This is a genomic window from Anaerostipes faecis (assembly GCF_910574135.1).
GTDB lineage: Bacteria > Bacillota > Clostridia > Lachnospirales > Lachnospiraceae > Anaerostipes > Anaerostipes hominis.
On the sequence record NZ_CAJSYK010000001.1, the window covers coordinates 67,260 to 86,402 of the forward strand.

Here is a 19,143-nt window from a genome sequence, read left to right on the forward strand (position 1 = left end):
TGGAACGCATCTCAGGGAGTATATTCATGAACAGTTGATAGTTTCTCCCCTTGATTTGTTTGAATGGATCAACAAACTCAGCTAATACACCATCGTTCCCCAACTCCTCTTGGATTTTATCAACATCATGAATGCAAACAGCATACAACTCAGGCTCAATCGAACAGTGTTCGATATAGTAATTGGCAATTCTATGAATCTATTTGAGAATTCTATCGTTTCATCTCTTCGCTTCTTATATTCGAGCAGTGAAGTCCATTTTAAGACATGTCCTATTAGGACAATTGCTGCTGTGATCAACGCTGGATAAAACCTATATCCCATAGGACACCTCCTCGTCATTTCTTGGTCATAATGGATTTTGAGTCGGCCAACACTTCGTAGAACTTCCCATCAGATCCTATCTACACCTTACGGTAATTGGCTTTAATACCATAATCCAAGTGGATGGCAATACAATCCAGCGCAAGATGAACAATTCTTTCATCATACTCCTTACATTCCCATAATTGTACTCTCATTGCTTTACATCAGAACAAAACTCATTGCCAATTATTATATCACTTTATCTTCACAAGCGGAACCTCTACATATAGGTTCTTAAAGACAATATCCAAAGATAATTTTGCTGTTGTTCAAAGTCAACGCAGATCACGGACAGAATCGGTCACATAAAGTGGACTTTGGCACCTTTTAACTTAAAGAGTCCACCGCTGATATGGCTTTTTGTATAATTGTCATATTTTAGCGGTCACTTCGCATGCTTCTGAAGAAAATCCTTTAATTACAAGAATTAGTTTTCAATCAATAGTATCTCGTTAAGCTTATTCTTTAGATGTTGATACTCTTTCATCTGGTTAGTATCAAACGCTGGCAAAACACTAATATTTTCATTAAATACATATAGTAAATTAATGTCCGAATATATTCTAGTTTTAGCACTAGACATATCTTCTTTTTGTATTTCATAAACAATCATATTGGTAAAATAATTGCTTTGATAATCCTTTACTAATATGCTTTTCGATAGTTTTAATATCCCTTGATATCTTCTATTTCAAATAAAACAATCTATTTTTTATTTTATCCCTCGGCTAAAACATACAAAAAGAAGGAAAATAATCTGCTATTCTCCTTCTTCCCTATATTATATATAATTATTCTTTCTATATATCTTATTTAGCTTTCAAAGCCTTAACCGCTTCCGTAAGCTTCGGCACGATAGCATTTAAATCTCCTACGATTCCAAGATCCGCGATATCAAAGATCGGAGCATCTTCATCTCGGTTGATAGCTACGATAAATTCAGAGTTTTCCATGCCTGCTGCGTGCTGGATGGCTCCTGATATACCGCAGGCCAGATATAATTCCGGACGAACAGTCTTTCCTGTCTGTCCTACCTGGCGGTCAGCGCTGATCCATCCAGAATCCACACAGGCTCTGGAAGAGGATACTTCGCCTTCCATAACATCGGCAAGTTCTTCTAACATCTTGAACTTATCTGCGCTTCCGATTCCGCGTCCTCCGGAAACAAGAATCTTCGCCTCTGTGATGTCTACAGATTTATGAGCTGTCTTTACAGTCTCGCGTACTTTTACATTCATGTCTGCAGCAGAGAATTCCACCTTGAATTCTTCAACTTCACCGCTTCTGGATGCATCGCTTTCCAACGCTTTCATAACACCCGGACGGACCGTTGCCATCTGAGGACGGAAGTCTTCACACACGATCGTTGCCATGATATTTCCGCCAAATGCCGGACGGGTCATCATAAGAAGCTTTGTCTCCTCATCAATCTCGAGTGCAGTACAGTCTGCTGTCAGTCCTGTGTGAATTCTTGCGGATACTCTCGGCGCAAGGTCTCGTCCGATGGAAGATGCCCCATAAAGCACGATCTCGGGATCTTTTGCATTGATCACGGCTGTCAGTGCCTTCGTATACGGCTCTGTGACATACTCTTTCAGCATAACATCATCTACAACAACGACTTTATCTGCTCCGCAGGCAATCAGTTCCTGCGCTTTATCTTTCACGCCTGACCCAAGCAGAACTGCAGCAACCTGCTGTCCAAGGTCGTCTGCCAGTTCTCTTGCTTTGCCAACTAATTCGATTCCGACTTTCTGAAGTTCGCCGTCTCTCTGTTCAGCGAATACGTATACGTCTCTGCTCATTTTTAATTCTCCTCCTTGCTTAAATGATGTGCTTTTCCTGAAGTTTACCAACAATAGATGCCACTGCTTCGTCTGCTGATAAATCTTTTAAAATGGTTCCCGCACCTTTGGCCTGTTTTGTAAAAGATTTCTTTACTCTTGTAGGAGATCCCTTTAATCCAATGTTTGCCTGGTCTATGGTATCTTCTAAGTCTGCAAGCCCCCAGACTTTGACTTCTTTTTCTCTGTATGCATCAAATGCACCGTGTACCGTCATATATCTGGGATCAGCCAGTTCAGCCAAAGCTGTGATCAGACAAGGAGTCTTTACTTCAATGATCTGATGACGGTCTTCAAACTGTCTCTGGACGATCAGAGTGTCCTCCCCTTCCACATTTAAATCTTCCACATAGCTGACCTGAGGAATACCAAGATGTTCTGCGATCTGAGGACCTACCTGTGCGGTATCTCCGTCGATTGCCTGACGTCCTGTGATAATCACATCAAAATCTAATTTTTTGATAGCCGCTGCGATCGTGGAAGAGGTTGCCCATGTATCTGCTCCTCCGAAAGCCCTGTCAGAAACAAGAACTGCATCATCACATCCCATAGCAAGTGCTTCTCTTAATGCCACATCTGCCTGAGGCGGTCCCATGGAAACAACGGTCACAGTGCTTCCCGGGCATTTTTCTTTTAACTGCAGGGCAGCTTCGATCCCCGCTTTATCATCCGGATTGATGATACTAGGTACACCGTCTCTGATCAGGGTATTTGTCTTTGGATCTAATTTTACTTCAGTTGTATCTGGTACTTGTTTTGCACAAACAACGATTTTCATCTCTTTATTCTCCTTCCGCTTTAAGCTTATCTTAACAATCCGCCGCCTACGATCATCTTCATAGCCTCAGATGTACCTTCGTAGATCTCTGTGATCTTGGCGTCACGGTACATTCTTTCTACCGGATATTCTCTGGAGTATCCATATCCCCCAAGGAGCTGTACAGCCGCTCTTGTCACTTCCACTGCCACATCAGATGCAAACAATTTGCAGGATGCTGCCAGCGGAGCATAATTTTCATGATCGTCTTTGGCCTTTGCCGCTCTCCATACCATAAGGCGGGCAGCGTCAATTTTCACCTGGAGTTCTGCGATCAGGAACTGTGTATTCTGAAATTTAGAAATCGGTTTCCCAAACTGTTTTCTTTCTTTTACATATTTGATCGCCTCATCTAACGCACCCTGTGCAATACCAACAGACTGAGCTCCGATTCCGATACGTCCGCCTGCCAGTGCCGACATCGCGATCTTATATCCTTTTCCTTCACCTGCGATCACATTCTCTTTCGGAACCCTCACATCAACCAGCGCAACTTCACAGTTAGATGCAGCACGGATACCCATACGAGGAATATTTTTGCTGACCTCTAATCCCGGTGTGTTTCTGTCAACAATAAATGCAGACATTCCTCTTGTTCCCGCACTCTTATCTGTCATTGCAAAAATGATAAAAGTATCGGCAAAACCTGAGTTTGTAGTAAATACTTTCTGTCCGTTTAATACATAATGGTCACCGTCCAGCACAGCACTTGTCTTCACACCGCTGGCATCCGTACCCGCTCCAGGCTCTGTAAGGCCGAAGCATCCTACTTTAGATCCGTCAACCAGAGGACGAAGGAATTTCTGTTTCTGCTCTTCGGAAGCAAAGTCATTGATACAGGAACAGCATAGCGATGTATGTACGGAAATCGTGATTCCTGTAGAGGCATCTACTTTAGACATCTCTTCCATACAAAGTGTATATGTTAAGACATCGGCACCCTCTCCGCCGTATTCTTTGGAATATGGAATTCCCATAATACCGAATTTTTTCATTTTTTCAAGCAGATCCACGCTGAATTCTTCTGTTTCATCCATATCCCTGGCAATTGGTTTGATTTCTGTCTCTGCGAAATCTTTGAACATCTGCTGTGCAAGCAGCTGTTCTTTTGTCAATTTAAATTCAACCATTTTCTTTTTCCTCCTGTTTGCTTTTACATAAAACTTATTAGCATCCCTACTATTAGCCCGCCAATACTTTGTAAGCTAAATATTTGTGAGCTAATAGTATCACTTTGTGAAAGTTATGTCAACAGATTTCGTTAATTTATTGTCTATTTATATTGTATATTCATCATCTTTGTGCAAACTGTTGAATATATCAAGGTAATCTTGTGAAAAAATGCTATGATACCTCCACACGAATGTAAAATCATGAACTACCGGAAAATCTTTCAATTCCAGTTTTCTCAGTATACCGTCTCTTAATTCTTCTCTTGCGGCTGCCTCATACAGGAAGGTAATCCCGCACCCTTCAGCCACCAGTTTTTTTATCATATGCAGACTGCTGGCCTCATGATTTTTCTTAAAATCTCCGATCTTTAAGTTCCTTCCCTCCAGACTTTTTTCCATAATCTCTCTCGTACCTGATCCCGCCTCCCTCGTTATCAAAGGTTCAGAGAGCAGGTTCTCCAGCACCTCCGGTTCCTTTTGAAAACAATAGTCTCTGCCGCAGACAGCAATATAGGATTCCCTGGAATATATGTGGTAATCATATTCCTTCTTTTCAAAATATCCCTCAACCATGGCAAAATCAATCTCACCCTGATCCAGCTGGTTTAAGAGATCCTCTGTATTTGCAATCCTTATTGAAATTTCTGTGTCGGGATGCATTTTAATAAATTCAGCCGCTGCATGGGGAAGAATAAAATCTCCGATCGTCAAGGTCGCTCCGAAATAGATCCTGCGTTTTCCCTTTTTCATTTCCTGGATTTTATGTTTTAAGTACATCTCATCGTGCTGAAATGTCATAGCCGCATTCCGGAACAGATCTCCTTTTTCGGTAAGACTCAGCTTTTTCCCTTCCATCTCAAACAGCTTTATGCCGTATTCCTTTTCAAGCCATCTTATATGCTGTGACACCGCAGGCTGTGTGAAATTCAGTTTTTTAGCTGCCTTTGTAAAATTCATCTGTTTACATACTTCAAGAAATGTAAAAATCCTAAAATCCAGCATATCGTTCTCCTTTGTCTTTTATGTCTGGGACAGAATGGACAAGTTTATATAACGAAAAAGACATCCCTGCAAATCAGAATGTCTCTCCTCTCCCGGCTGAACTTTTCCCGTTTCCAATACTCTGTCAGATCAATCCGCATCCAATTCGTCCAGCAGCTTCTTCAGTTTTTGGTGCTCGTCCCCGGATATTCTCTCGCTGAGAGCACTGATAAAGTTTTTTGCTGATCCGTCAAACCAGATATCCAATACCTCTTCTGCCTTGACTTTCTTGTAGTCATCTTTTTTGACAACCGGCTTCACATAGGAAAATTTTCCCCGTCTCTCAACCACCGCATATCCCTTTGCTTCCAGATCAAAAAGAAATGTACGTACGGTTGTCCTCTTGTAATCCTTACCATACTTATCCTTCAGCTCTTCTATTAATGTCAAAAATGGGATCTCTTCTTTCTCATAATTCCAAATACATCTCATTACTACTGATTCTGCTTCTGTTAGTTTTACTCCACTCACTTAAATGCATCTCCTTTATATTTTTTGACTAAGCATACAGTTAGATTAACATATATGAATGCTTTATTCAATAGCAATTATGATAAATGTATATATATATTTTATTTTGAATCAAAAATCATTAAATTATCTTATTATATGATCTATGAAGCCCGGGATTGCCTTTACCTCGAAGAAAATTTTGCAGTATGCGGTCATCCTCCTTGGATTCGGCATGAATCTTACCGATATCCTGGAAAAAGGACAGCAGCCACTGCACCTGTGATCGAAGCCGATGACGAAGAGATCGCACAATCTATCTCCGTCATCTTTCTGTTCAACGTGATTGCTGCCCTTATATTTCCAGCACTCGGAAATATACTTCACCTGTCCAATGGAGGCTTTGGCCTGTTCGCAGGCACAGCCGTCAACGACACATCCTCCGTCACTGCCACCGCTGCAGCATGGGATGGAATTCATGGCAGCAATACTCTGAATGTTGCTACTATTGTGAAACTTACAAGAACTTTAGCAATTATTCCGCTCACCCTGGCGCTTGCGATTTTCCGTGCAGAGAAAAAAGAGAAGACTTTGGAAGAAAGCGGCTCCAATTTCAGCCTAAAGCAGGTCTTTCCAATATTTGTATTGTTTTTCATTCTTGCCTCTGTCATCACAACTGTGTTTTCCCTGCCTGTAGCTGTAACAGATCCTTTAAAAACTTTAAGCAAATTTTTTATCGTTATGGCAATGTCCGCTATTGGGCTGAATACTCATATCGTCAAACTTGTAAAAACTGGCGGTAAGCCAATCTTTATGGGATTTTGCTGCTGGGTTGCCATCGCTGTGGTAAGCCTTGGGATACAGAGTATTATCGGAATTCTATAAATCGTGAAAAAAAGAAGTCTCAGCCTAAAAGCGAGAGACTTCTTTTATCTTTAAATCTTTATATCATTTCAACTTTATATGACTCAGGAAACAGCCGCAGTGACATAACGTCCTTTCCTCCGTCAATATAAATCTCTAAAAATGTATTATCATAATACAGATCAACTTCAACAGATTTATGTGTATCCAGAGGACAGACCCTTCGTGTCCCATATTCCTCACTGATCTTTTGTTTCAGACAGCTCCGGTCAGCAATGAATTGTCCTTTGATTGGGTCCATAACAATCTTCAAATGATCATACGATTCCCCAATATGAATTTCTGTTTTGCATTCTGTATCAGATATGAGATGAAGTCTCCATGCATTTTCTTTCGGGATAATAATTTGACCTCTCTTTATGTCCAATGCAGAAAACTGTGAAATTATTTCCTGTGCAGGCATCTGATACAGTCTGCCGTCTTTAATACAAATTTCTCTTGGCAGAGTCAAAGCATGCTGCCACATATCTTCCCTGAAATACGGCAGTTCCTGTACTCCGCACCCGAACCAGCCAAACATCAGCGGCCTTCCGCCTTTGCCGCAAAACATCTGAGGAGCATAAAAATCAAATCCCTTATCCAGTTCTTCCATAGTTTCCGTTTCAAATGTAAGCTTTTCAAGATCAATTCTGCCAGTAAAACATACTGTGCTGAATTCATTCTGAAAACGTTCTTCCTGGGCTGCGCGGCCGATCAGAGATAAAAGAAGTACATCTTTTCCGTCAATTTCCATGTACGCAGGGCATTCAAACATTGTGCCAAGATTCTGCCTACCAAGATCCAGATTTCCCCTATAGTCCCAGCTTAAGAGATCCGCACTTTTATAAATTAAAATCTGTCCGGTTCCGTCAAGATCTGAACCTCCAAGCATCATATAATAACTATCGTCTTTCTCAAATACAAACGGGTCACGGATCTCTCCTGACATTCCTTCCGGTGCTCCGTCTATGACGGGATTCCCCGAATATTTATGAATTTTTCCGTATTTTTCCATTACGGCCAATGCCTGTTTCGGCACCTTTCCCTGTTTGGTCTTATAGTTGGCTGTATAAAACAGATACTGTTTTCCTCCAGCCTCAATAGAATTTCCCGAATAACACCCGTTTTTTTCAAACTCGTGATCCGGCACAAGCATCTCCTCAGACCATTCCCAGTGTACAAGATCTTCAGAAATCACATGGGCCCAGTGTTTCATCCCATGTTTCGGGGCAAACGGAAACCATTGATAAAAAACATGATATTTCCCTTCAAAGTAACAGAGGCCATTGGGATCATTCAGCAACCCGCACGGCGGATGAATATGATATCGTGGAAGACGCGGGCTTTTTTTACAGAAGTCTTTCAGCTGGTCCAAATAACCGCGGTGTTTTTCTTCCAGATATGTATACTTTTCTATATTTAAAAATTCCATAGCTCTACCATTCTCCAATAACATCCGTACCAGCACTTACTTTCTGTCCGGTCTTAAATTTTATCGGCATCGGTGTTCCCTCTTCTGTTGCTACTACGATGACTGTTGGATCAAGCCCGTTTTTCTCAATCTTTTTCTTATCAAATGTCAGCAGTCTCTGTCCTTTTTTGACCTGATCCCCTACCTTCACGTAACAGGTGAACCCATCGCCGTTCATGGATACTGTTTCAATTCCCACGTGGATCAGAAATACAAAGCCATTAGCAAGTCTTATTCCTACCGCATGATTTGTTCCTTCCATAACAGTACAAATCTCACCATCGGCCGGAGCTTTTACCGTTTCTCCCTCAGGACGTATTCCGATTCCGTCACCCAGGATTTTTTCAGAAAACACCCCGTCGTTGACTTCTTCCACCGGGATCACGGTCCCGTCTGTCACTGCAAAGACTGCATGAACTTCCGCCTCTGCAGAGTTCTGTGCGAAAGCAGGCACTTCTTCCTCCGTTTCCTCATTCTCCTCTTCCTGTTCTTCTCTGGGCACCCCTTTACTCTTGTCATAAAGCAGGATTAATCCAATCGGCACAACAAATGCGATCAGGTTGCCTATTACATACATGAGAAGTTTATCCGGCACTACGATCAACATTCCCAATACTCCGGTCAGTCCCTGTCCGATTGCTCTCACGGACATCAGCTTCATAAAAGCACCTCCCATTCCCGCTCCCAGACAGGAACAGATGAATGGAATGATGGAATACTTCATATTGACCGCGAAGATTGCAGGTTCTGAAATTCCTACCAAAGTCGGTACAAAACTGGACATTGCGATATCACGGTCTTTTGATTTTTTCTTTGCCAGCAAATACATTCCAATAGCTCCGCCGCCCTGAGCAATGATAGAGACAGACCAGATTGCCTGGATATAGTTATATCCGGTTGTGGCTACAAGATTAGCCTCAATTCCCTGGATTGCCTGGTGAGTTCCTGTGACAACCAGCGGCTGGAGCATAGCTGCGAACACAAAAGCTCCCAGAGCGCCTAAACGGTTATAAAGGACATCAATGATTCCTGCCAGCACACTTCCAATCACGTTGCCCACCGGCCCGAATACGGTAAAAAGTGCAATATTTGCCAATAGAATAGTGATTGTCGGTACTAATACAAAAGAAACTACTTCCGGTACATATTTCTGTGCGATCTTTTCAACCTTGGACATAAACCATGCGGTCAGGATTGCCGGGAACACACCTCCCTGGAAAGCCACTCTCGGCACAGAAAGTCCGAGGAAATTCCAATAATCGGCCTTCTCCGGCGTCAATGCAAAGACATTCCGGTTTAACAGCTCCGGATGAACCATAACAATTCCAACCAGGATACCAAGGACCGGATTGCCGCCGAACCGTTTTACTGCGCTGTACATAACAAGGATCGGCAGATAATCAAAGGTGGTGGCTATAATTCCAAAGAAATCGGCCATGTTTGCCAGCAACACACTTTTGTCAGCCAGACTTCCTGTTATACCGAATAGACCGTCTGCCAAAAGCAGTGATTTTATTCCAATAATGATCGCTGCCGCCACAAAGGCCGGAATGATGGGGATAAAAATGTCTGAAAAAACTTTGAAGCCCTGCTGAAGTTTTCCCATCTTGCTCACGGCCTGTTTCTTGGCATCCGCCACAGTCACTTCTTTAGCCCCTGTCAGTCTGATAAATTCATCATATACCTTATTCACTGTTCCCGCTCCAAAAATGATCTGCAGCTGACCGCTGTTGAACATGACACCTTTCACCCCTTCAATCTTCTCCAGAGCCTTCCTGTCATATGCTGTGCTATCTTTTAAAATCAGTCTCAATCTTGTCACACAGTGAGTAGCACCATCTATATTCTGCGCACTGCCGATCAGTTCTGCCACATCCCGGGCCGTCTTCTGATAATCCATATCTGTTACCTCTCTTTCTTTACTTTCTTTGAAATCTTTGTATCCTTACAGTAGAATGTACCGTCTGTCACCGTCATTCCCAATGCAGTACCCGGTTTGTCATAAAATCTGGCGTTGAGTGCCGTTCCATTAATATACAAAGTGCTGATCGTATCATCCACGATAAGCCGGATCTTATATTCCTTCTCTGCCTCCAAAAGAATCGGACGCTCCAGGCCAATATTAAAACACTGATACCATGGATAGTTTGGAGACTTATCAAACACGACTCTGTTTTCTTCTATGAGAAATTTATATTCATAAGCAGTTCCGCTTTCCGGATCTTCATAGAATTTCAGCGAAAAAGCTCTGGTGCCTTCTGCAAATCTAATGGTTGTCTCAAAAGCCATCAGATCTCCTGTGTCTTCGATTATGATCTTTTCTGTTTTCGTGTTAATCGTTTTCACACAAAACCCAGAGAAATTTTCCCATTCCTTAAACGCATTCCACAGAGAATCCACTGGTTTTGCTCCCAGTGTCCCATCTTCTCTCTGGTAAAGCTCATGAGGTACAAAGGTCCCTCCCCAGAGGTAAGAGTTCTTATCATTATCTCCTTCTTTTGTGGGAACCCATCCAAACAGGACTCTTCGTTTTCCGTCAAAGGCTGTTCTTCCTGCATAATAGGCCCTTCCATCAAAGGCATCATCTTTCGGTGCCGTCCACGGTCCGTTAAGACTCCTGCTCATCCGGTACAGGATTTTATTCTTGTCACTATACTCTGAGTATACCAAATACCACCACTCTCCGATACGGAAAAGTTCCGGCATTTCAAACATTGTATAGAGGCCCGGTGCCCAGAAATCTCCTTCAAATGACCACTCCTCCAGATCTCTGGATGTAAACTTTACCAGGCGTCCCGTCTGTTTTCTTTTATCCTCACCCTTTCTGGCACCAAGGATCAGCAGATACTCACCTTTATTTTCATCCCATAGTACAAACGGATCCCTCCAGTTTCTCCTGTCATATCCCTCCTGGGGCGGAAGTTTTAAGATCCCTTTTGATTTTTCCCACGTAATTCCATCTTCACTCACTGCGTGCAGAAGTACCTGGGATGTCTTTCCCTCCTTAAGAAATTCACGGTTATAACCCGTATAAAACGCATGAAACTTCCCGCCTGAACGAAACACGCTTCCCGCGTAGATAAACTGGTCCGGGTCTGTATCAGATCCTCTTTTCAGACTTTCTCCCAAATCTTTATACTTCACAAAGTCCTCAGTCTTTGCCAATGCCCATCCAAACGGCTGACCAAATGGCACCGGATCCCGGGTATCTCTCTGGTGGTAGACAAAAAATTCTCCATCTTCGGCGTATGGCATGATATCACCCACCCATACACCCTCTGGCTGGTAGTAAAGCTTGTGCATGGCTGCTCCTCCTTTTCCCCTTTTTATGACTTATTATATGTCAATCGTTTTCATATGTCAATCGTTACCACACTGTCACTTTAAATAAAATTTCCATTGCAGATTTGGTGATATCCAACAAAAAAAAGAAAGTCCCTGAGAACTTTCTTTCGTTTTTTACCATATCTGTTTACGCCGTAGTACCCTCAATCAGCCGAACAGGAAGATCCGTATGACTCTCCACTTCTTTCCCTTCAATCTGATCGATCAGCGTCTGGACCGTCACCCTTGCAATGGCTTCAATAGGCTGCTGGACCGTTGTTAGCTCCGGCACCATACTGAGTGTCTGCTCTGCGCCGTCCACTCCGATCACTTTCATATCCTTGGGTATCTGGATTCCCTTTTCCCTGGCCAGGTTTAATACAAGCACTGCCAGTGTATCATCACCAGCAAAGACTCCGTCGATCTCCGGATGTTTCTCCAACATTTCGCTGACCAGCTTCTTCTTTTCCTCAATTGTTTTTATAAATTCCACTTCCATGATCAGCGGTTCATAGTGATATCTTTTCATCGTTTCCATATATGCGCGGCTTCTGTCGTTTCCAGGCATCTTAAGCCGGCTGTTTCCACGGATACACAAAATATGACGGCAGCCTTTCGCAATGAGCCGTTCAGTAGCGATCTTCCCTGCAATGTAATTGTCGCAGGAAACTGTTGCCACATCTTTTGCAATGTAACGGTCAATGGCCACAATTGGAAGTTTGGCCTCCTCATACTCCTTTAAATTTTCATTATGGGTTCCCACAATGATGCCGTCCACCTGGTTCCGCCTCAGCATACTGACATATTCTTTTTCCGTATCCGACCTGTTTTTGCTGTTGCACAGCAATGTTTTGTAATTGTCCTTTGCAAGAAACTGCTCAACATATTGTACAACCTGGCCGTGGAAAGGACTGGAGATTGATGGAACGATGACACCCACCAGGTACGTTCGGTTATTCAACAGTGCCCTGGCTATTTCATTTGGAGTATAGTCAATCGTTTTCATAGCCCGGTAAACTTTCTTTCTCGTCTCTTCGCTGATATACCCCCGGTCATTCAGCACTCTGGAAACGGTGGTTGGTGAAACTCCCGCAACTTTTGCCACATCTTTTATTCCCGGCTTCATTTTATTTCTCCTTTATCTCTTGGACTCATTCAAAGATATTTTAGATCATTTCCTTAAGATCCGTCAAGAAAACAAATGTGCAGGGATCCTTTCTGTTACTTCACTAAATAATCCACAGTATACATCAATCATCCTGCTGCTTTATTTAGTGATCAGATCCTTGATGACTTCCCCTGCTGCGATCAGTCCTGCCACAGAAGGCACAAACGCCACGCTTCCCGGCACCGCTCTTCTGCCTTCTTCCCCGGACAGATCAACTCCAGGCTGCAGGGCTTTTTCTGTAGAGTATACTACCTTTAGATTTTTTACACCCCGTTTTTTCAATTCCTTTCGCATAACCTTTGCCAGAGGGCAGACGGATGTCTTATAGATATCCGTCACCTCAAATTTTGTCGGGTCCAGCTTATTGCCCGCCCCCATACTGCTTATGATCGGGACTCCGGCTTTCCGGGCCTGCATCACAAGCTCAATCTTTGCAGTTACCGTATCTACTGCATCCACAACATAAGAATAACGGCTGAAATCAAACTCCCCTGCATTTTCCGGCAGAAAGAAGCACTTATGAATGTTCACCTTTGCTTCCGGATTGATCTCCAGAATCCTGTCTTTCATCACTTCCACTTTGACTTTACCGACAGTACTGTGTGTGGCGATGATCTGACGGTTGATATTGGAAACGGAAACCGTATCTCTGTCGATCAGGTCAAAAGTGCCGACACCCGTCCTTGCCAATGCCTCCACCACATAGCCTCCCACTCCCCCGACTCCGAATACAGCCACATGGGACTTTTTTAATTGTTCTACTGCCTCTTCTCCCAAAAGCAGCTCTGTTCTGATCCACTGGTTCTCCATATCATTCTCCAATAATCTTGATCAGTACACGCTTGTCCCGTTTGCCGTCGAACTCAAAATAAAAAATCTGTTCCCATGTGCCAAAATCCAGATCACCTTCAGTAATTGCCACAACAGATTCCCTGCCCATGACCGTCCGTTTCAGATGGGCATCCGCATTGTCCTCAAATCCATTATGCTGATACTGGCTGTATGGTTTTTCAGGGGCCAGTTTTTCCAGCCATTTCTCATAGTCATGGTGAAGCCCGGACTCATCGTCATTAATAAATACACTGGCTGTGATATTCATGGCATTTACTAACACCATGCCTTCTTTTATGCCGCTTTTATCCACAGCAGCCTGGACCTTATCCGTAATATTCACAATCCCCCGCCTGGACGGCAGATGAAAATGCAGTACTTCTCTGTATGATTTCATAAAACCTCCTGGATATTATATGAGTGATACTTTTTGTTTTCTTTCTACAATATCTTAACCCATACAACATCTATCTGCAACAGACATTACATCCTTTTTCCGGCCTTGTTATCCGTATAAAAATTGTCCTTATTTACTTCCAGAAATTGCTGTGCCTGTATGGGAGAAGCAAACCGGATATTCTCCCCTGTCAGATATCTGACAGCCTCATTCCATTCCCTCACGCTGTAACGTTCAGCCTTAACGGAACCGGCAATAAAACATGCCACCGGGAACCAAAAACCGGTGGGCAGATCGGACAAATCCTGACAGCCCGCCTCCTCTGCCAGATATTCTAAAAGCCTGTTCCTGAAATCTTTTTTCTTCTGTATCATATCTTACCTCCAAAGAACGATAAAGCAGACTTTTTCGTTCGCTTAATGTATACTGTAAGAAATGAATTTATCTCTTAAATATATGAATATTTTTTGCAGTTTTATGTACAAAATGGATTGAATGATAATGTCTACTATTTCTTTTACTTCTGTCCTCTCGCCCACCTAAGAAATGTATCCTGGGCAATCTGAAGCTGTGCAGCGGCTTTCCGTGATGAAATTTCACCGCGTTTCCACTGTTCTTTTAACTCATAAAATTTCTCCGGTATCGGTTTCCTCGGCCTCCCAAAATGAACACCTCTCAGTTTGGCCGCCCTGATTCCTTCCTGTTGGCGTTTCTTTATATTTTCCCGTTCTGTCTGGGCCACATAGCTTAAAATCTGAAGTACCAGATCGGCTATAAATGTGCCTGTGAGATCATCCTGTTTCTTTCTTGTATCCAAAAGCGGCATATCGAGAACGACGATATCGGCTTTGGTCTCTTTCGTGACGACCCTCCACTGCTCCAGAATTTCGCCGTAGTTCCGCCCCAGCCTGTCTATGCTCTGAATCACCAGTACGTCTCCTTCCCTCAGTATTTTTGTCAGTTTCCTGTAGCTGGGCCTGTCAAAGTTTTTTCCGCTCAATTTGTCCAAATAAATATTCTTTCTCTCCACTCCAAACGCTTCCAGTGCAAGAAGCTGTCTGCTCTCATTTTGGTCCTTAGTTGACACACGGGCATAACCATAAATATTTGATGCCATAAAACTCACCTCCATATGAAATAGAGTTTCGTAAACGAAACTTTGCGCCTGCGTTGGCTGCCATAAGGCAGCAATTTCCCTATGCGCCGCAGTGCGATCCCACCGGAGAATTTTTATGGCAGAGGAAGGTTCCCAGAACTTTCCTCTGTTATAAAAATAGTACCCTGCCTCGGCGGGATACTATTTATTATGGAGCTTTTGAAATTTTTTTTACATTTCCTTTATAAACATATGCTGAAGATATTCCCCCTCAAACCGTTTTACAAAATAGTCGCATTTGCATAAGAAAAGATAATATACATTCAGCCCGCATCCGGATAAGGTTTCATAATTTCCCTGTCCTTTCGCTATGATCACGTCGGCTCTGCCAATGATTTCTTTTGCTTCCCTGCTGATCCTGTTTAAGCTGGTCCCTGCGATCCTCGTACCGTTTCCGATCACCCTGGCCTCGTCGGAGAGACCCACCTGTACTGCATCCTCCATGGACGCATCATTTGCCACACCCGCTCCACGAACGATCACTGTGACATCAACCTGAGGATAAAATTTTTTCAGTTCCTGGATCAAAACCTTATCCACCACAATCTCACCGCAGTTATCTGTAATATAGACAAGGTTTTTTGCAGAACTGAGATCTGCCTTAAAAGAATCGTAAACCTCAGGCTTCAGCCCTTTTTCTCCATTTTGAAACAAGAGCTGTTCCAGCTGGTCCCCGTCAATTTCGCCCAGAGCGATATAGTCTATGTAATTCCCCGCCTGTGCCGCCTGAATCGCTGTAGCTACCGGATCTTCAGACGCCTCGATCCTTTTTCTGATCTCCGGCTCTTTTTTAAGCATCAGTTCATTAAAATGCCGTTTGAGCGGATCAAAGGCTGTCTGCGCCCCAAAGTGCCGCTCATACAGTTCTGTAAACTCAGCCAGATATTCCGGCGGAGACAGTTCCAGATCCTCATCTCTTAAAGCTGCCCGCACCTGGTCAAGAAACAGCTGTTTCTTCTCCCAGTTCTGCTCCTGTTCCACTTTCCGCTCTTCGCTCCGAAGCAGACATTCCTTGCAATATTTCCCTGTCCTCATAATTTCCCTTTCCTTATCCCTGAATCACTGACTCATAAAAATCATACCTTTATAATATCATTCAATCCTCTGCCTGCAAAGCATTTCCTTATCAGTTCATCCTCTGACGGCACATATCCTTTTGCACTGTACCAGCCATTTCTCAGGCATTCGCTGCTTTGTGATGAATCTCGGAAGAAATGACCAGCCCGGTTCCTGCTTTTTTCGTGGAAAAATCGAGACAGGGATTGATTGTCCCCATCTCCCATAGATGAAACATATCAGGGACCTGCGCCGCAAGTCCCTGGAAAATAGTGTACGGTTATGATATAATACATCCATAAGAAAGAAATGCTCTGCCGACGCTTCGCCCCAAATGAAGACTGTCTATGAGTGTTTCTTTTTTCTTTCTGTGCTGTATATCCATCATTTTAACCCTTTCTGCATATGCTCTTTAAAAAATTCATTCAGCAGTGCACAGATCTGCGCCGGTGAATCCAGAACTTCAAGCTTTGCCATTTCTTCTTCATTGGAGATCAGCAAAACCAGAGTACTCAGCACCTCTACCTGCTGACTCGGCTCTTTGACGCCCAGAACAAAAGCAAATTTTGCGTTCACCTGGATTTCAGGATCTCCCATGTGCGAAAACAAAACCGTCTCTTTAAATCTTACAAAAGATATGGATGCCTCTTTTACATGTTCCACATCCGTATGCGGAATCGCAATCTCAAATGCTTCGGTCTTGAGACCTGTAGGATAAACTGCTTCCCTGCTTTTCAGCCCATCGGCAAAACTTTCTCTGACTTTGCCCTGCTCATAAAGCCTTTCTCCGATCTGTTCAAAAAACTGATTTCTGTCCTCAAATGCTTCGTCCAGCCAGATGAAATCTTCTCTGAAAATCTGCTCCATCCTGTCTCCTCCCTTTATCTGCCGTCAAGATTCTTTTCCACTTCCTCATACAGTTTCCCTGTCCCCATCCATGGATATAAAAGACACAGTCCCTGAAGTACCGGAAGCGATGTATTCAGACTGCCTGTCGCCGTGGAGATCACCATATCATGGCCCTCTTCCAGACTTTTTATGTCCGTCACCTCATATGTATTTACAAATGTCACCTCGGCCTTTATGTCCCTTTCTATTAATCCTTCTTTCAGAAAATCTGCCGCCTTTTGGGCTTTTTCTTTCTTCATGCCCCCGGCCAGCAGTAAAGATGTCTCTCTCATAATATCACGCTCCTATTAGAATTCTTCCAGGATCGCTTTTGTTTTGCTGATGCCGATCCGGTCAGATCCCGCCTCAATCATTGCCACACATTCTGCAAAATTGTTGATCCCTCCGGCGGCTTTTACATGAACCTTCTCAGACACAGTATCTTTCATGAGTTTGATATCTTCAACCGTAGCCCCGGAAGGTGCAAATCCTGTGGATGTCTTTACGTAGGCAGCCCCTGCCTCCTCTGTCAGTTCACAGCCTTTTTTGATCTCTTCTTTGGTAAGAAATGCGGTCTCAAGAATGACTTTTACTATGCCCGGTGTCGCATTGACCACTGCCTCGATGTCCTTTTTTACATCCTCGTATTCACCATTCCTCAGTGCCCCGATGTCAATGACCATATCAAGCTCCACTGCCCCTCTGGCATATGCATCCACTGCCTCCGCTACTTTTGAAAATGTTGTATGTGCCCCTGAGGGAAATCCGATCACCGTTCCGATCTTTACATCGGTACCCTCCAGTACTTCTCTTGCCATATCCAGATTACACGGATTGATGCAGACAGATGCACAGTGATTCTCCTTTGCAAACTGAAGTCCTTCCATGATCTCTTCTCTGGTCAGCTGAGGTTTTAACAATGAGTGGTCCACTTTGCTTAAAAATTCTTGTTTTGTCATTTTCATAATCTTCTTTCTCCTTTAATCAATGAATGTGTTATTTAGCCAAACAGCGAGAATATCTTAACGAACAGCCACGAGATCAGGTTCGCGCGGTCAAGATTTCCGATCTGGGATGCTCCCGCCGGCATTTTGATTCCTGCAGTCAATGCCATCTGCGTCTCGATCGGTGCCAGATTTGTTGCCATCAATAATACGCATGCCATAACGACTGTTCCCACGATCAGCGCCCGGATGACATTTCCCTTTGACATGGCAGTGATCAGACATACGATGAACGGGATAACCGCCAGATCCGCAAACGGCAGGAGTTTATTGCCCGGCAGTACGATAGCCAGCAGTATCGTGATCGGCACCAGCAGAAGCCCTACAGCAATTACAGAAGGCTCTCCCAGAGAAACTGCGGCATCCAGTCCGATAAAGATTTCTCTGTCCCCGAAATGCTTTGCCATAAACTCCCTGGCAGCCTCTGAGATCGGGATCAGCCCTTCCATCAGAATCGCTACCATCTTTGGCATGAGATACATGACCGCTGCCATGGTGATGGCAAGTTTTAAAACTGCGTCAATCTTCTGTCCTCCCAAAATCCCAAGTGCAAGACCGATGATCAAGCCCATGGACATTGGTTCTCCGAAGATGCCGAACCGTTTTCTGATGGTCTCCGGATTGGCATTCAGCTTATTGAGTCCCGGAATCTTATCGATCAGCCAGTTTAAAGGCACGACCAGCGGCAGAAATCCAAGTGCCGTCAAATGCGGAAATGAAATGCCCGGCATGCCGAAGAACTTTTCCACAAAAGGCTGGGTGTAATCTGCAAGAATCAGCGCGAGGATGGACAGTGCACTGGCTGCAATAATTCCCATCGGCAGGCTTCCGCTCACGGTTGTCACCGCATATCCCACGAAAGCGAACTGCCAGTAGTTCCAAATGTCAACGTTCATGGTCTTCGTAAGTTTCAGCGTCAGCATCACGAAATTAATCACGAGTCCGATCGGTATCATCAGACCTGCCGCTGCCCACGCCCAGGAAATAGATGACATTGCCGGCCATCCGATGTCGATGACCTGAAGATCCAGTCCCAGACGTTCCGTCATGGCCTGTGCCACCGGGCCCAGCTGATCCGTCAACAGTGTAATGACCAGATTGATCCCTGTAAATCCGATTCCTATGGTCACACCGGATTTAAATGATTTTGAAAATCCTGCCCTCATGATGAGCCCGAACACGAAAATAATGATCGGCAGCATAACTGTGGAACCCAATCCCAATATAAAATTTAATATTTCCATACAATTCCTCC

General features: G+C 43.7%; 18 protein-coding genes and 1 pseudogene. 1 reads left to right on the forward strand and 18 read right to left on the reverse strand.

Features of this window, described 5'->3' with window-relative positions; translation table 11 throughout:
* Nucleotides 1–1,175 precede the first annotated feature (1,175 nt).
* The 5 genes from QGT46_RS00335 to QGT46_RS00355 form a co-directional block, all read right to left on the reverse strand.
* Entirely contained in the window at nt 1,176–2,171 is a 996-nt protein-coding gene (locus QGT46_RS00335; RefSeq protein WP_148458884.1) for an electron transfer flavoprotein subunit alpha/FixB family protein, read from the reverse strand.
* Between the two features lie 19 nt (nt 2,172–2,190).
* On the reverse strand, nt 2,191–2,988 hold the full coding sequence (locus QGT46_RS00340) for an electron transfer flavoprotein subunit beta/FixA family protein (protein ID WP_024728213.1): 798 nt from the start codon (nt 2,986–2,988) through the stop codon (nt 2,191–2,193).
* A gap of 26 nt (nt 2,989–3,014) precedes the next feature.
* Nucleotides 3,015–4,157, reverse strand: a complete 1,143-nt coding sequence (locus QGT46_RS00345; protein WP_148458885.1) for an acyl-CoA dehydrogenase family protein — start codon at nt 4,155–4,157, stop codon at nt 3,015–3,017.
* 147 nt (nt 4,158–4,304) lie between these two features.
* Nucleotides 4,305–5,201, reverse strand: a complete 897-nt coding sequence (locus QGT46_RS00350; RefSeq protein ID WP_148458886.1) for a LysR family transcriptional regulator — start codon at nt 5,199–5,201, stop codon at nt 4,305–4,307.
* A 129-nt stretch (nt 5,202–5,330) separates the two neighbouring features.
* Complete coding sequence (locus tag QGT46_RS00355; RefSeq protein ID WP_148458887.1) at nt 5,331–5,711, reverse strand: BlaI/MecI/CopY family transcriptional regulator; 381 nt, start codon at nt 5,709–5,711, stop codon at nt 5,331–5,333.
* Nucleotides 5,712–5,856: 145 nt separating this feature from the next.
* Here QGT46_RS00355 and QGT46_RS00360 point away from each other — a divergent pair.
* Nucleotides 5,857–6,575 (forward strand): annotated as a pseudogene (locus QGT46_RS00360) (YeiH family protein); the annotation flags it as partial.
* 58 nt (nt 6,576–6,633) lie between these two features.
* On the opposite strand, the gene QGT46_RS00365 reads toward QGT46_RS00360, so the two are convergent.
* From QGT46_RS00365 to QGT46_RS00425, 13 genes are all read right to left on the reverse strand, one after another.
* Entirely contained in the window at nt 6,634–8,025 is a 1,392-nt protein-coding gene (locus tag QGT46_RS00365) for a glycoside hydrolase family 32 protein (protein WP_148458888.1), read from the reverse strand.
* A 4-nt stretch (nt 8,026–8,029) separates the two neighbouring features.
* Nucleotides 8,030–9,964, reverse strand: a complete 1,935-nt coding sequence (locus QGT46_RS00370; RefSeq protein WP_024728220.1) for a PTS beta-glucoside transporter subunit IIBCA — start codon at nt 9,962–9,964, stop codon at nt 8,030–8,032.
* Nucleotides 9,965–9,969: 5 nt separating this feature from the next.
* Nucleotides 9,970–11,367 carry a family 43 glycosylhydrolase gene (locus QGT46_RS00375; protein WP_148458889.1) on the reverse strand — a complete coding sequence of 466 codons (1,398 nt, stop codon included), beginning with the start codon at nt 11,365–11,367 and terminating at the stop codon, nt 9,970–9,972.
* 169 nt (nt 11,368–11,536) lie between these two features.
* Complete coding sequence (locus QGT46_RS00380; protein ID WP_024728221.1) at nt 11,537–12,514, reverse strand: LacI family DNA-binding transcriptional regulator; 978 nt, start codon at nt 12,512–12,514, stop codon at nt 11,537–11,539.
* 141 nt (nt 12,515–12,655) lie between these two features.
* Nucleotides 12,656–13,366 (reverse strand): tRNA threonylcarbamoyladenosine dehydratase, encoded by a 711-nt coding sequence (locus QGT46_RS00385; RefSeq protein WP_148458890.1) that lies wholly within the window; start codon nt 13,364–13,366, stop codon nt 12,656–12,658.
* Between the two features lies 1 nt (nt 13,367).
* The gene (locus QGT46_RS00390) at nt 13,368–13,784 is read right to left on the reverse strand and encodes a secondary thiamine-phosphate synthase enzyme YjbQ (RefSeq protein WP_024728223.1); all 417 of its coding nucleotides are present in this window, start codon (nt 13,782–13,784) and stop codon (nt 13,368–13,370) included.
* An 86-nt stretch (nt 13,785–13,870) separates the two neighbouring features.
* The gene (locus QGT46_RS00395) at nt 13,871–14,158 is read right to left on the reverse strand and encodes a hypothetical protein (RefSeq protein ID WP_024728224.1); all 288 of its coding nucleotides are present in this window, start codon (nt 14,156–14,158) and stop codon (nt 13,871–13,873) included.
* A gap of 143 nt (nt 14,159–14,301) precedes the next feature.
* Nucleotides 14,302–14,901: a recombinase family protein gene (locus QGT46_RS00400; RefSeq protein WP_024728225.1), complete on the reverse strand. Its 600-nt coding sequence runs from the start codon at nt 14,899–14,901 to the stop codon at nt 14,302–14,304.
* A 210-nt stretch (nt 14,902–15,111) separates the two neighbouring features.
* Entirely contained in the window at nt 15,112–15,975 is an 864-nt protein-coding gene (locus QGT46_RS00405; RefSeq protein ID WP_148458891.1) for a damage-control phosphatase ARMT1 family protein, read from the reverse strand.
* Between the two features lie 405 nt (nt 15,976–16,380).
* Nucleotides 16,381–16,863 (reverse strand): PTS sugar transporter subunit IIA, encoded by a 483-nt coding sequence (locus QGT46_RS00410; protein ID WP_024728227.1) that lies wholly within the window; start codon nt 16,861–16,863, stop codon nt 16,381–16,383.
* A gap of 14 nt (nt 16,864–16,877) precedes the next feature.
* Nucleotides 16,878–17,177 (reverse strand): hypothetical protein, encoded by a 300-nt coding sequence (locus QGT46_RS00415; protein WP_024728228.1) that lies wholly within the window; start codon nt 17,175–17,177, stop codon nt 16,878–16,880.
* 15 nt (nt 17,178–17,192) lie between these two features.
* Nucleotides 17,193–17,849 carry a deoxyribose-phosphate aldolase gene (gene deoC, locus QGT46_RS00420; RefSeq protein WP_148458892.1) on the reverse strand — a complete coding sequence of 219 codons (657 nt, stop codon included), beginning with the start codon at nt 17,847–17,849 and terminating at the stop codon, nt 17,193–17,195.
* A gap of 35 nt (nt 17,850–17,884) precedes the next feature.
* Nucleotides 17,885–19,132 carry a PTS galactitol transporter subunit IIC gene (locus QGT46_RS00425; protein ID WP_024728230.1) on the reverse strand — a complete coding sequence of 416 codons (1,248 nt, stop codon included), beginning with the start codon at nt 19,130–19,132 and terminating at the stop codon, nt 17,885–17,887.
* Nucleotides 19,133–19,143: the final 11 nt, after the last annotated feature.